This is a genomic window from Moorena sp. SIO1F2, assembly GCF_010672755.1.
Taxonomy (GTDB): Bacteria; Cyanobacteriota; Cyanobacteriia; order Cyanobacteriales; family Coleofasciculaceae; genus Moorena.
Map to the genome: position 1 here is coordinate 1 of NZ_JAAHFV010000171.1, position 13,767 is coordinate 13,767.

The 13,767-nt window shown below is 42.8% G+C and carries 15 protein-coding genes and 1 pseudogene; 13 read left to right on the forward strand and 3 right to left on the reverse strand.

What is annotated here, in order from left to right:
- Positions 1–568: 568 nt before the first annotated feature.
- Complete coding sequence (locus F6J94_RS19525) at positions 569–751, forward strand: replication restart DNA helicase PriA (RefSeq protein WP_293024026.1); 183 nt, start codon at positions 569–571, stop codon at positions 749–751.
- A 182-nt stretch (positions 752–933) separates the two neighbouring features.
- On the opposite strand, the gene rlmN is transcribed toward F6J94_RS19525, so the two are convergent.
- Positions 934–1,989 (reverse strand): 23S rRNA (adenine(2503)-C(2))-methyltransferase RlmN, encoded by a 1,056-nt coding sequence (gene rlmN / locus F6J94_RS19530; RefSeq protein WP_293024045.1) that lies wholly within the window; start codon positions 1,987–1,989, stop codon positions 934–936.
- Positions 1,990–2,500: 511 nt separating this feature from the next.
- Between rlmN and F6J94_RS19535 the strand changes: the two genes are divergently transcribed.
- The 7 genes from F6J94_RS19535 (at position 2,501) to F6J94_RS19565 (ending at position 10,488) form a co-directional block, all read left to right on the forward strand.
- Entirely contained in the window at positions 2,501–3,880 is a 1,380-nt protein-coding gene (locus F6J94_RS19535; RefSeq protein WP_293043504.1) for a phage tail sheath C-terminal domain-containing protein, read from the forward strand.
- A gap of 83 nt (positions 3,881–3,963) precedes the next feature.
- On the forward strand, positions 3,964–4,470 hold the full coding sequence (locus tag F6J94_RS19540) for a hypothetical protein (RefSeq protein ID WP_075899924.1): 507 nt from the start codon (positions 3,964–3,966) through the stop codon (positions 4,468–4,470).
- 34 nt (positions 4,471–4,504) lie between these two features.
- On the forward strand, positions 4,505–4,834 hold the full coding sequence (locus tag F6J94_RS19545; RefSeq protein ID WP_075899926.1) for a hypothetical protein: 330 nt from the start codon (positions 4,505–4,507) through the stop codon (positions 4,832–4,834).
- A gap of 5 nt (positions 4,835–4,839) precedes the next feature.
- Positions 4,840–5,001: a hypothetical protein gene (locus tag F6J94_RS19550; RefSeq protein WP_158069592.1), complete on the forward strand. Its 162-nt coding sequence runs from the start codon at positions 4,840–4,842 to the stop codon at positions 4,999–5,001.
- Entirely contained in the window at positions 4,958–6,280 is a 1,323-nt protein-coding gene (locus F6J94_RS19555; RefSeq protein WP_293043507.1) for a hypothetical protein, read from the forward strand. Before F6J94_RS19550 ends, F6J94_RS19555 begins: the two co-directional genes overlap by 44 nt.
- A 2-nt stretch (positions 6,281–6,282) precedes the next feature.
- Complete coding sequence (locus F6J94_RS19560; RefSeq protein WP_075899928.1) at positions 6,283–6,867, forward strand: DNA circularization N-terminal domain-containing protein; 585 nt, start codon at positions 6,283–6,285, stop codon at positions 6,865–6,867.
- Between the two features lie 63 nt (positions 6,868–6,930).
- The gene (locus tag F6J94_RS19565) at positions 6,931–10,488 is read left to right on the forward strand and encodes a hypothetical protein (protein WP_293043509.1); all 3,558 of its coding nucleotides are present in this window, start codon (positions 6,931–6,933) and stop codon (positions 10,486–10,488) included.
- Here F6J94_RS19565 and F6J94_RS19570 read toward each other — a convergent pair.
- Positions 10,485–10,631 carry a hypothetical protein gene (locus tag F6J94_RS19570; RefSeq protein ID WP_293043511.1) on the reverse strand — a complete coding sequence of 49 codons (147 nt, stop codon included), beginning with the start codon at positions 10,629–10,631 and terminating at the stop codon, positions 10,485–10,487. The two genes, F6J94_RS19565 and F6J94_RS19570, sit on opposite strands and share 4 nt — an antisense overlap.
- Before the next feature lie 35 nt (positions 10,632–10,666).
- On the opposite strand from F6J94_RS19570, the gene F6J94_RS19575 reads away from it, so the two are divergent.
- Genes F6J94_RS19575 through F6J94_RS19585 form a run of 3 tightly spaced genes read left to right on the forward strand, consistent with a single transcriptional unit; the run spans position 10,667 to position 13,007 of the window.
- Positions 10,667–11,641 carry a hypothetical protein gene (locus F6J94_RS19575; RefSeq protein WP_075899932.1) on the forward strand — a complete coding sequence of 325 codons (975 nt, stop codon included), beginning with the start codon at positions 10,667–10,669 and terminating at the stop codon, positions 11,639–11,641.
- The gene (locus tag F6J94_RS19580) at positions 11,638–12,492 is read left to right on the forward strand and encodes a phage baseplate assembly protein V (protein WP_081431195.1); all 855 of its coding nucleotides are present in this window, start codon (positions 11,638–11,640) and stop codon (positions 12,490–12,492) included. Before F6J94_RS19575 ends, F6J94_RS19580 begins: the two co-directional genes overlap by 4 nt.
- Positions 12,492–13,007: a hypothetical protein gene (locus tag F6J94_RS19585; protein WP_293043513.1), complete on the forward strand. Its 516-nt coding sequence runs from the start codon at positions 12,492–12,494 to the stop codon at positions 13,005–13,007. Before F6J94_RS19580 ends, F6J94_RS19585 begins: the two co-directional genes overlap by 1 nt.
- On the opposite strand, the gene F6J94_RS19590 is transcribed toward F6J94_RS19585, so the two are convergent.
- Positions 13,004–13,165, reverse strand: a complete 162-nt coding sequence (locus F6J94_RS19590) for a hypothetical protein (RefSeq protein WP_293043515.1) — start codon at positions 13,163–13,165, stop codon at positions 13,004–13,006. The genes F6J94_RS19585 and F6J94_RS19590 overlap by 4 nt on opposite strands.
- On the opposite strand from F6J94_RS19590, the gene F6J94_RS19595 reads away from it, so the two are divergent.
- On the forward strand, positions 13,156–13,398 hold the full coding sequence (locus F6J94_RS19595) for a hypothetical protein (RefSeq protein ID WP_293023995.1): 243 nt from the start codon (positions 13,156–13,158) through the stop codon (positions 13,396–13,398). The genes F6J94_RS19590 and F6J94_RS19595 overlap by 10 nt on opposite strands.
- Positions 13,391–13,767: pseudogene (locus F6J94_RS19600) on the forward strand (hypothetical protein); the annotation flags it as partial. The gene F6J94_RS19595 and the pseudogene F6J94_RS19600, both read left to right, overlap by 8 nt.

Consider the following 13,767-nt stretch of genomic DNA (forward strand, 5'->3'; position numbering starts at 1 on the left):
GATAAGTAATCAACCGAATACGGTATCATATCTCACATATTTTGTGATAAAACTAGTTTTGTCTACGGTAGATATTATCAAGTATTTGTATAAAAAATTACAGCAAATAATCAGGGATCAATTAGGGATCAATAGGATAGAAGCTTATTTTTAATAAAAATCACCTAGTCTTGGAGTGCCAATTTGTGCGGAATATTAAAATATGTAAACACTATTGCTAAGTATTGTTAAATTAATTCCCAAAAAAATAAGACTTAAATACAATAGTTAAGGAAAGATTAACGATTGCTGCCTCCAGATTAATCAGTTGAGTGGTTATATCTAACTAGTACAAGACAGCACAAATAAAGTAAAGCTACCATTCAAAACCAACGAAAAGCTTACATCATCAGCTTGCGGTGCGACCCGTGGCGAATTTAATTCGCCTACGGAAAGCGCACCGGGATCTGAATTTTGAATAATTCATTTTGAATTTACCAAAGCGGTACTAGTAGATGGTTGAACCAGGGTCGGTGCTTGTTAGAGGCAGTCATTTTTTAATAACTGACTGAATAAAACAAGGTTTAACATGCAGATAACACAGAACGTTTACTGTCCTAATTGTGGCAGTAGTGCTCAAAAGATTTATTGTCAAAACACTCACCTAACCCAGACTCAATGCCCCGTCTGTGATTATTTAATGATTAGCTGCTCTCGCACTGGCAGGGTGGTTGAGGCTTATGCCCCTGGCATCTATGCTCCTAGTGCTTAAGCAATGAGGGGGTGAGGGGGCGAACTCATAAGGGTAGGTTTTTAACAGAAGGGTAAGTAAAACGTCCCTTCTTGATGCAATAGCGAGTGGGGGAAACCCCCAAGACCGCGCTGCATCGCTTATATTTTGTTCGCCTCCATCCTACCTAAGCAACCTTTAAAACATGACCGAAAACATTACTTCTAAGTACTCCTAGATGCTCTAAGTTGTCCACAAGCGGCGTCTTTGTCAAGACCACGGGAATGGCGTACACTGACAGCAATGTGTTGCTGCTTAAGAGCTTCAACAAAGGCTTGAATCCTGCGGTAACTAGGGCGCTGGTAATCTACCTCACTAATGGGGTTATAGGGAATCAAATTGACATGACTCTGAAACCCCCTCAGGTTCTTAGCCAACTCAACAGCATGTTTTTGAGAGTCATTCAGTCCACCCAAAAGGATATATTCAAAGGTGACTCGGCGACTTGTTAAGTTTACATAGTCTCGACATTCATCTAATAGTGCTTTGAGAGGATAGTGCTTGGCACTAGGAATCAGTTGCTCCCGTAGCTGCTGATTTGAGGCATGTAGACTGACGGCAAGGGTGACTTGTAGTTGATGCTGAGCGAGTTGGCGGATACGACCGGGAATACCAACTGTTGAGATAGTAAGCGATCGCGCTCCAATCCCCAGGTCCTGATTAAGAGACTTGACTGCACCTACCACAGCTTCGGTATTCAGCAAGGGTTCTCCCATACCCATAAACACCACATTGCTGACTCGTTGTTGAAAATCTTCTCTTACTGTTAAAACCTGATCGACAATTTCATGGCGAGCCAGATTGCGAGTGAATCCGCCTTTACCAGTAGCACAGAAGTCACAAGCCATGGGACAACCGACCTGGGAAGACACACAAACGGTCAGACGCTTTGGTGTGGGAATACCCACAGTTTCAATAATTTGACCATCTGATAACTGGAGCAGGTATTTTACCGTACCATCCTTTGCTTCTAAGCGGTAGTGTAACGTTGACCGACCAATGGGGACATCGGCGAGGGTGTTACGCCACTGTTTAGGAAAGACAGAAATTTGAGAAAGCGATCGCACTCCTTTTTGATAAATCCATCCGTGTAACTGACGTCCTCGATAAGCTGGTTGTCCCTGTTGTTGTATCCAGCTGGTTAACTCTACTATAGAAGCTCCTAACAATGGCGGAATTGAGTTTACCAGTGGTGAGACTGACTCCCTGACATTAGTCATGGTTTGGACGTTTGAACCATTGCTACTGAGGTCTGGTTGAGGGATAGAAACATCTGGGCACATAAGGGCTTTAGGGGAAATAGGATATCAGGATCTGATCAGAGCAAATAATTCTATAGCGTTTCTAGGATTTATGAGGTACGCTTTTAAACCTAAAAGTCCCCCTTGATAAGGGGGACCAACGGGGGATCCCTTTGTACCTCATGGCATAGAGAATTGCTATAACAGGAATTATCGTTAAGTTAAACTACCATGGCGATCGCTACTTCTTATTTAGACAGCGATCCTCCTGTTAAATCCTCAGTACATAATTTTAGTCATTTGTCTAAAAAAATTAGATGGTTTTGCCCTGGACAAACCTCCTAATTATAGGCTATTTCAGACCCGGTACAAAGTTTAACTAATTTTTCAGGGCAATTATCTTCTGGAATCCGATGGTAGTGATGCACTAGTAAAATTTTAAAGTGCGCAGGATAATTAGTATGATCGTTGAATTCCTGTGGAGGTTTTCATGACTCAGACGATGGTTTTACCAGGCACTTACATTGAGGTGCGTGATCAGGGGTTAATTAGTCCTGGCGGGGTAGTTACAGGGAACATTGGAATTGTTGGCACAGCGGAAAAAGGACTTGTAGACCAGGTGCAATTGCTCGGTAGCTTGTCTGAAGCTAAGGAAATTTTTGGGAAAAGTGACGAGTGGCAAGATGGGACTAAAAATGAACTTACATTAATTCGTGCTCTAGAGCTGATTTATCAAAATGGAGGGCAAACAGTTTATGCCGTGCGGACAGCTGCAAAGTCAAGCTGCTCTAAGGCAAAATATGAATTGAAATCGGATTCGGAGACATTGCTGACGCTGCAAGCTAAAACTCCTGGTAATTGGGGCAATGAGATCAAGATTACAGTTACAGTTAACACAGAAATAACAGTCAAACTCTTCCAGGACAGAATTGAGGAAACATACTCAGTAAAAACAATTGAGGAACTCAAGACTGAGGTTAATCAAAAATCAGCTTTGGTGGAGGCTGAGGAGACTATAAAACCGGGAAAACCAAACCCCGTAAATGATGCCAACTTCAGTGGAGGCAACAATGGTGCTGATGCCGCCAGTGACGATTACAAAAGAAGTTTAGCTCTCCTAGAGAATGAAATCGTTAACATTGTGTTACTAGCTGGGCAAGATGTTACCAAAACAGGGATGTTAACCGCTCTAGAGGGACACCTGAAGACAACAGCAGGAATCAAGCGAGAGCGGATTGGCATCATTGGTAGTGGCTTTACCAACGGTAAAGATAGCTTAGAAACTATTACTGGTCACACCGTCAACAATGACCGCATCATTTTTACAGCACCGGGAATTTTGGTTTCATCTCAAGGAAAGCAAAACAAGCTACCCGGTAGTTACCTAGCTGCTGCTGTGGCTGGGATGCTTTCTTCGTTGCCTGTACAAACCAGTCCCACTAACAAAACCCTAACAATTGAAGGTCTAACTACGGAATTTAACAGTGCAAAACTGGAAAAACTGGTCACAAACCGTGTTTTAACAGTAGAAAAACGGGCTGGATTTCGCATCGTTAAGGGAATAACCACTGATGATGGAGCCTGGAAGCAAATCACTACCAGACGGATTGTAGACTATGCAATCTACGGAGTTCGTAGCAGTTGCAATCCCTATATCGGCAAGTTGAATAATGAACGAGTGCGGGGAGCTATGAAAGCTACCCTGAATGCTTTCTTGACGCGCATGGTAGATAATGAAGCCTTGGTAAGTTATCAACTTGATGTATCAGCAACCCGCGCTCAAGAAAAAGAAGGGAAGGTGATGGTTACCATGACTCTAATGCCAACCTTTAGCATCGACTTTATCCAGGTGACGATGTATCTCGAGTAAAAAAAGACAGTCACGCACCATCAGCTGCCCTCACAACGAAGGATGAAAATCCTTAAATTTCGGAAATATTTAGGAGGACTAGTATGCCCAATGTTAATGTCTTTCGCGGTTCTGATGCCTCGTTAGTTCTAGCTGTCGATGACAGTGAGTCAGTAGAAGGTAAACTTGCGGATAGTTTAATTGGTGAGTATGAATTTTCGAGTATAGTTGGGCGCTTACAGAACGTAACGGTCAAGGTAGAAAATGAGTTACGACCTTACCACGAAATTGGTAAGCGTTTCCCAACGGAGTTGCGTCCCGGAAATATCAATGTTTCTGGCTTCGTGCAACGAGCTCATGTTAATGGGGCTTTAATTAGGCTGCTGCTGGGTGATGGAGCAACAAGTCCTCCGCCAGTTGCCGCAATTCCTCAACCTTCCTTTAATATCGTTATTTCCCTGAAAAATCCAGCCTTTCCTGACCAAAGTAGTACCCTTACTGTGTTTGGTGTTAAGTTTGAAAGCTGGAGTTTTCAATTACCTGAAGATGATTTTGTGATGGAAGGAGTTAGCTTTAAAGCTTTACGCATTAGTGCAGAGGAAAAGAGTTAACCAATGACAAATAACTAATGAATTCAATGCTCAAATGGAACCAACACCAGAAGAACTCCTAGCTGGTTCTACCGTTATCTTTAATGTTGTAGTGCCTCCACATATCTTGCAACCTACTCAAAGCAATCAGCAGTCAGAGGCTGATGTGGTTGTGCAGCTACGTCCTTTGACTATTGGTACGTTTGGGCTAATTATGAAAGCCGGGAAAAATGATCCAGGGTTAATTCCCTTGTTGATGATCAAGGAATCACTGGTAAAGCCAGCGCTTTCCTTAGAACAAGTCAAAAAGATGCATCTGGGGTTGGTTAACTTTTTGATCGCTCAAATTAGACAAATCAGTGGGTTGACGGAAAAAAAAACCTAAATGGCTTGAGTGCTTCCCCATTGGTAAAAGCCAGCTACCGTTTAGCCCGTGCATTTGGCTGGACTCCCCAACAAGTGCAAACAATGACCATGGGGCAAGTCTCGATATACTTACAAATGTTAGATGAAGAAATTAGTCATGGCGATGCCTGGGGAAAGCTTTCCTAATATCAATAACGCTCTCGTCGCTCTTGGGGAAGCCCTACGTAGTGAGTTTCAAGCCTTGATTGGTGAATACACCGCAGGGGGGTTAGCTGGGAATTATTTGACGAGTGAGGATTGCTCTGAAATCCGCTGTTTAGAGGAAGTTGTATCTCAGGTTGGACAGCTAGGTGAGGAATTCACAGCTTTGGAGACCTGGCTGACTTCAGGGTTTATCCCAAAAGGTTTAGCAACTCCTAATCCAACTATGGAGGATAGTTGGTCAACACCAGTCCGTAGAGATCAAGTAAGCAAGGGGAATAATAGCGAAGTTTTTGTTACTTCAGGGGATGTATTGTCTAGGGTGGAATCAGGGGCTACAAGAAGGCAGAAGGCAGAGGGCACAGGGCAGAAGGTTCCCCCTGCACAGGAACTGGCGCATACAGATGGGGAGTTTAAGCCACCATTACCAATACTGCCTACAGAGACTCTTAACAGAAGGCAGAAGGCAGAGGGCAGAGGGCAGAAAGTGCCCACAACTACTCCTGCACAGGAGCTGACCCTAGATGAAGAACTCTTCCGTTCTTCCTCCTTTGCTCCCTCAACCCAACCTATATCTAAAAAACCGACTCTGGGCAGGAATGAAGAAGTAGTCTTACCAAAGCATTCGAGTAATGTTCAGGGTTTGAAAGAACTGGCCGAATTATTACCTTCCCAGGAACAGCTAGATTTAGCAAACCCTAATCTGGTTAGTGCCTCTGATCCCACGTTGTACTCAAACCTAGTAGATCCGGAGGACTTGGAGGATAACGGAGATCAAGTACTATTTACCAACGCAACTCCCGATCAACTGATTGATGACTATGGGAGTGGTGAAGAAATTAGTGGTGCGAGTCCCGAAACCTTGCAGAGGTTTCCCTTGGGTGCGGATATTGATATTGCATCACCCCAGGCTCTTCAAACTTCCAGTGATCCATCAGGCATCAGCCATCAGCTATCAGCCATCAGCCATCAGCCATCAGCTATCAGCCATCAGCCATCAGCTATCAGCCATCAGCCATCAGCCATCAGCCATCAGCCATCAGCCATTACCCATTACCCATTACCTATTACCCATCAGCCATTACCTATTACCGATTACCCATTACCTATTACCCATTCTTCCGATCCCAGCAAGCTAGAAACAGAGGTTGAAACAGATATGATCAGCCGCAACGGTACACCAGAAATGGACTTAGATGAGATTATGGACGCGATCGCTCGCAAAGTCAGTCGCGAATACCGTAGATTTTATGGGAGCAGCTAATCATGGCTATTGAGTTAGGAGGAATTAAGCTAAACCGGGTGCATCGGCTGGTCACCCTAGAGCAAGCGAATTTGATCTCCCATCGTGTTCCTGGTATGGCAGGAAACCTTGTGCAGGACTTGGGACGGGATTCAGTATTCTTAGGGATTAGTGGTATCTTTTACGGTTCTCAAGCAAGTAAGGACTTGGAGAAACTGCGACAAATTTACAAACAGCGGAAACCTGTGGATTTTATTGCCGAAATTGTTGGCAGAAGCTACTTTGGCCAGGTTATTGTGGAACGATTTGAGGTGTTTCAATTAGCTAAGGAGCCAGAGCAGTTCAGCTATACTTTGACCATTGCTGAGTATACTGATCCTCCTAGTAGTCAAGGGTTTGCAGGTGTTGCTAAGGTAGACGATTCGATTCAGGTTAAGGCGAAGAATCTGATGGATGTTGCCACTCTTCCTGATGCTCTACAACTGGGTACTATTCCGGAAATTACTAACCCATTTGAACCGTTAAAAAGAGCTTTAGAACCCGTACAAGAAGCCACAAAAGATTTAGATAAAGTAACAGAAGGATTAAAAGCTATTTTTGGGATTTAAGTTGCCGTTTTTAGCTTTAAACCAGCTTTTACACACAAGATTAAGTTAATCAGACTCAAGATTATGGCACTCTCTATTGTCGAGCAATTCAAAGACATTAATCCTAAAGTAGCATTTGCTGATGCTCAAAATCAATGTACTCAAGCGGAAAGTACTGTTGCTCAACTGGCTCAAAATGGTCTTCCTGATGTTGGTAATTATCAGCAGCAAATAGAAGAGCAGCTTCCTCAGGTCGATTTTACAAATGTAAAGAAGATAATTGCCCAGGTGCCTTTATCTGCTGGGGAACTGAAAGCAGAATTATCCGGAAAAATCGACCAACTCACAGAACTTAACTTCGACAGCCTTACCGCAGCCATTCCCTTACCCAAGGCAGCTGATTTCGGAGATTTGAAGATTGCTGATGAAATTAAAGATACGATTTCCTCTTTAACTCAAGACTTGATAGGTAGTTTCAGTATCGGAGAATTGCCTACAGGCACACCAACTATCTTTGGGGAATTTGAAGAATTTGTCACCAAGGCAGGGATGCTACCTGTTCGCACCTTGGATGTTTTATTCAAAGGACTAAAAAAATTACTCGATAAATTGTCAGATCCAGATGAATTACTGAAAAAATTTGAGTCACAAGCCCTCACCGAAATTTTTAAGGAACAGATTAACTCCTTAGCAGAACAACTTCCTTCCAAGGCTATTAGCCGCATTGAAAGTAATATTAAGCGGCGAATTGAATTAATAGCAGAATATAACAAACTGCTGGATTCCCTAAAAGACCCTACTTCCCTAAAAAAAGAGCAATTTAAAGAACTGATAAAAAGAACTAGAGCGATTGCTAGAGAATTTGAGAGCATTGATGCTAGCACAAAGACAGCTCTGGCAAATTTACAAAACTTTGATATCACAAATTTACAAACTGCTTTAGAGGAATTAATTAGTACTACAGAAGGTGGTGCTACTACAGGAGGTTTAGTTCCTTTCTTTAATAAAATCAAGACTTATATTGAGACTCTGACAGCTAAAGTTAAAACTATTACCGATAAACTCAGGGAGTTTGCCCATAAAATACCAAAGGTTATTGAACAAGCAATTAGTCAGGTTGAGGAGATTGCTACTAAAGTCACCAAAGCTATTACCGACAAAATTCAGCAGGGAGAAGAGCTGTTAAATAAAGTCAAAAGCTATCTTGAAGAAATTATTCAAAAGGTTAAAGAGTTTCTTAAAAATACTTATGGGAAGTCCCAAGAATTAGTTAAACCATTTAAAAAAGTATGTAATGAAGCCTCCACAACTATTGTTGGTAAAGTTGATGAATTTTCTAAAAACCTCGAACAGCAAACTGACCACATAAAAACGTCAATTGAAAGTGTTAATACTCAAATTAAAACCCAGCTCAACCGAGAGCAGTTAGACCATAAAATCAATGAGCTGTTTGACAAAGTTAGTGCCATTTTGGACAGTCCTCAGATTACTAATGCCCTAAAACAAGCTGAAGAGGGTATGGGGACAATTACTGACAATCTCAAAGAAGTGTCCCTTAAACCAGCGTTTCAAGTGGTGGTAACCAAAAGCAATGACTTGGAGAAGGAGTTAAAAGCGGTTGATGTCTCTACCCTTAGTACCCCGGTTAAAACCGCACTAAAAGTGGGAACAGAGGTAATTAAAGCGGTGGATGTTCCGGGTGTCGTTAACCCTGAGTTGAAAGCTGCCTTTGATGAGATTTTAGCTCCCTTAGACAATATTGTGGCTTTAATCGAAGGGGAATTTAATAAAATTAACGACAAAATTGAATCTTTACAACCTGGTACTCTGGTGGTTGATTTTCTCGAGCCCTATCTTACTCCTGTGATCAATAAATTAAATGAGTACAAGCCTTCTATACTTCTTCAACCAGTTAAAGACTTTTATAATGATATCATTGAAAAACTAGAAGTGATTAATCCCAAGCAATTGTTGGATTTGTTAGAAGAATTATACGAAAAGTTGTTAGGGGTGATTGAGTCCTTATCTCCCAAAACGATAACAGATTTCCTGAATCAGCAGCTGGCAACTGTCAAAACCCAGCTAGATAATTTACCTGTCGAGAAGCTTGTGGGCAAAGTGACGGATGGTTTGAGTCAAGTAGATAAGCTGATGGCGAATATCGGGTTGTCAGATGTCCTCAAGTCAGATTTTTGGAACACTTTGCAGGAGATATTGAGCTTCAGTTTTGCCGAAAAAATTCAAGAGGTTGAGAAAATCCGAGATGGGATCGTGACCAAGGTGAATGCAGTTGATGAGCAGGGTTTGACACAGCAATTGCAGGAACTCCAAAACGCGATCGCAACTTACACCCAGACTCCCGATGATCTAGCAACCGATGGCGTTGCCGGACAAGTGACAGCTTATCAGCAGGTGGTAGCAACTCTACCAGCACCACCAGCAGCCAGCTTGCCAACTCTACCAGCAGAAATTGCTGTAGATTATGAAGATTTGCGAAAACGCTTGGAAAACCTTTATCAAAACTTTACTGCAACTTCCCCCCAAGAGGTTCTCGAACAAGTCAATACTATCGTTACAGACACCACTAGACTCCAGGGGAATGAGAGCCAACGCGATCGCTTGCAAGAAAGTGCCAACCGCACTTCTCCTCAGCAGGTAATGGCTAACTTCAAGCAAGTTATTCCCGATGAACTCAACCGACAGATTGTCAATCCTCTGCGGGAAATTCTCCAAGCTTTGGACAAATTACTAGAGCAGCCTCGTACTGTTCTTGGTGACATTGGCAATGTGATCAAAATTATCGAGGATGCTCCGAAACGATTAGTGGAGATTCTCAGCCAGGTTGCTCAGACGCTAGGAGACCAAATTCGTCAGGCAATTAATGGGGTTAAGAATGCCATTGACAGTCTGACTAATGAGGTAGTAAAAGCAATCGAAGGGACATATACAACAACTTTGGAAACCTTAAAGTCTCTGAGGCCGAAGCTACTGCTGAATTCCTTTGATGAGAGTGACTTTAAAGATATTGATAGTTTAATCCAAAAACTTGCTCAACCCGAGGATAACGTTTCTAAGTACATCAATAGTAAGCTTTCTGAGACTACTAAATTGTTGCTAAAGGCGAAGACAGAAGGAACTAAACAAGCGGTGATTCGAGAGTTGAATAACCTGCTGCTCCAGGAAGACTTCTACAATAAGCAACGGTTTGAGGGAGTAACCTTGACTACCGAGGTTAAAGTTTTAAGTTTAGGTGACTATAAAAGTGATCTGGTTCACTTTAACCGTTTGTTAATCGAAGCGAGTTATACCCAAGACCTGATTGTGATGAATATGGAATCAATTTTCCCTTATTTAAAAGACAAGCTCAAAGAGATTTATCCTCAAAACATTGTTGATGAACTAGACCAGTTACATGGAAATATAATCCAACTATTAAGAGACATTCCTCAGGCAGTAGGTGATGCTCTAGATAGCCAGTATCAGCAAAAAGTAGTGCAAAAGACCGAAAAATTGCGAGCAGCTATTAATAAGCTTTTTTTAGCACTGCGGCAACGGCTTGAGCAGCTAAAAAGTGAACTGGATATTGGTTTGGAGGATGTGGCTGATTCTTTTGATCGCTTGTTGAATGCTTTGCCGGTTTAGTTAGGGAATAGGTAATAGGTAATAGGTAATGGGTAATAGGTAATAGGTGATTGGGAGGGTAGTGCTATATCAAGTTTATCTTGATCGCTAATTTTCCCAATTCCCGATTCCCGATTCCCGATTCCCGATTCCCCATCCCCCATTCTAAATTCTAAATTCCAAATTCTAAATTCTCCTGATGTTAAAAATTGCTTACACCATTAAAATTGGTAGCGTTGTCTGTAACGCTGGGCAACAAACGCAGCTCATTGAGTTGCGATCGCATAGTTCTTTAACTATTCCGGTTAATACCTGCTGTCTTGTTCTAGGGTTACCACAGGGTTTAACTATCAGTCCAGAAGAGCTGGTATCGGTGGAATTGGGCTATGAGAATAAGCAAACGTTAGTCTTTACCGGTAAGGTTAGTAGGGTAGACTGGAGCATTGACCGTGTCAGGATTGAGGCTGCCAGCACTTTTGGGAGTTTGACCGCAGCTCGGTTAAATCGGGTTTACGAAAAACCAAATGCTGGAGATATTGTCAAAGATATTCTCAAGTTGGGCAAGGTGAAGGTGGGGCAAGTGGAGAATGGTCTGAAATTTTCGGTCTATGGGGTGGGAGAGTTGAGGTCAGCCTATGACGAGCTCGAGACCTTAGCACAACAATGTGGCTTTGATTTCTATGCCAACACCCAAGACAAAGCTGTATTTGCCAAATATAACCCTGCCAGTACCCATCAATTCAAATATGGGGAAGACATTCTGGCCTTGGAATTGGAGCAACCCCATCCTGGGGTTGAGCAGGTAGAAATTTACGGGGAAAGTCCCAGCAGTCAAGGACAAGGAGAACAGGCTTACTCTTGGCTTACGAAAAAAGAGGTTAAGGGTACTGCTGGTTCCGGTTCTGGTTTTACGACTCTACGACTGACTGACCCCACAGCTCGTACCCAGGCAGTTGCTCAGAAAATGGCTGAGGCGGTTTTGGCTAAGCAGCGCCAGAAGCAACGGGGTGAAATTAAGGTGCTAGGTAATGCTAATGTCAAGCTAGGAGATGAGATCAAGGTGTCAAAAATGCCGATGGCTACCCTGAATGGTAGCTTCAAAGTCACGGGAGTGAGCCACCGTCTCAATCGCCGTAGTGGTTTTTGTACTGTAATTGATTGGGAGGAAGTGTGACAGACTCGATTGTTGGAGTAATGCAGAAGGTTGCTCGGCAGGAAGCACGTAAAGTTTACACTACTGAGTTGGGGATTGTGACAGCGGTGTTTCCCCATACCTCTGAGAGTGACAAGGACAACTACCAATGTTCAGTCAAGTTAAAGAACAAGAAACAGCCAGACGGCAAAGACTTTGAATTGCGCAAAGTGCCAGTAGCAACCCCCCATTTAGGACTGGTTAATATTCCCAATGTTGGGGATTTGGTGTTGGTTACCTTTATTGGGGGTAATCTCAATGCTCCTGTGATTATTGGTCGGCTCTACAATGACCAAGACCAACCCCCTGTCAACAAGGAAAAGGAATTCTACCTACAAAATAACCCGAAAGACGGGGGTAGTTTGAAAATTGATCAGGAGGGGGTAGTTACTATTACTAGTAAAAATGAGAAACAGGTGATTACTGTCGATGATGAAAAAATTGATCTCACCAACGAAAAGTGCCATGTCACCCTGGAAGGAGGAGATGCTACCCTGAAAAACGAAAAATGTACCGTGGCTTTATCTGGTGGTAATATCACTATTGATAACGGCACCTGCAAGATTAAAGTTGAAAGTGGGGGCATCACCATTGATGCAGCTAGCTCTAATGTCACCGTCAAAAGTGTAGGTTCGATCAAGATTGGGGATGCAAGTACGGCTTCTGTACAAGTTGGTGGACGGTTACCGGCTAATGCGGTTGGTGATAGTGACGATATTATTCTGAGTACCCACACCCATGTGGGTAACCTCGGCGCTCCCTGTCCGGTGATGGTGCCAACAGAGAAGATTAATTCAATTCAGGCAAAGGCGAGAAATACCAAGGTGGGGTAATGGTTAGAATCAAAGGGGCAAATAGCGATTATAAATTTTTAAATGGCTCAATTCAAGATCTAAAAGGAGACCATCCTGTTTACCTCAAAATTTTCGTCTGTCCTTATGATATGCCTAGCCCCATTGAGGAACCTGATGAAAATGGTTGGTGTGAGGGGACAGATGAGCAATGTCCTCATGGTAAAAAGAATGGTGAAAAAAGTCCTGGTCATGCTCTAATTTGTTTACATCAAGAGGATGGTATTTCCCTAGAAACGAATAACAACGTAACGGCAACCGGACCCCTGGTGGCTGAGAAGGGAATCACGATTAAGGATGAGCTGGTGTTGGATGTCTCAGAGGCAAAGGCGGGGTTGGTGATCACGATGAAGGGAGAGGAAATTTTACGCCTTAATATTTCTGATCAAGGTGATATCGAATTGTCCCCTCTCAATCCATCAAAAACTCTTAAAATTAACGGCAATTTGGAGGTAACTCAAGGCTTGACGGTTGCCGGGAAGGAGTTACCAATTTAGGGAATCGGGAATCGGGAATCGGGAATCGGGAATGGGTGATGGGTAATAGGTAATAGGTAATGGGTAATGGGTAATGGGTAATGGGTAATGGGTAAAGAATATTCTATTATTTGACTGTAGACAATTAAATTATAAATAGAGGAGATTAATGAAATCACAGCTTCAAGAAGCGGTCAACATTGCTCAGTCGCTTTCATTAGTAGAGCAGCTTGAACTACTCAAAATACTATCCACAATTATTCAAAAAAACCATGCCCTAGAAATTCAAACTATACCAGAAGGCGATAATACTGACTTTTCAGCAGAAAGCTTTCGCAAATCTTGGCAGCAAGCTGTGACTGGACAAACCCTACCCATTTCTCAAATCTGGGAGGGAATTGATATTGACTGACGCTCCGTTAGTTGAGGTGCAACTTACTCCTGAGTTTCAGCGTAAATTGAGAGCAGTCAAAAAAATACCAATTAAAGTAGGGTGGGCAAAGTTATCTTATCTAGAAGACTCATGTGAACCAAAATGTTTTTGCCCACCCTACAAGCTTGTTTGTAAAATCAGTTTAGTGCGATCGCAAAATTCCCCATTCCCCATCAGCCATCAGCCATCAGCCATCAGCCATCAGCCATCAGCCATCAGCCATTCCCGATTCCCGATTCCCGATTCCCGATTCCCGATTCCCGATTCCCGATTCCCGATTCCCGATTCCCGATTCCCGATTCCCGATTCCCGATTCCCGATTCCCGATTCCCGATTCCCGATTCCCGA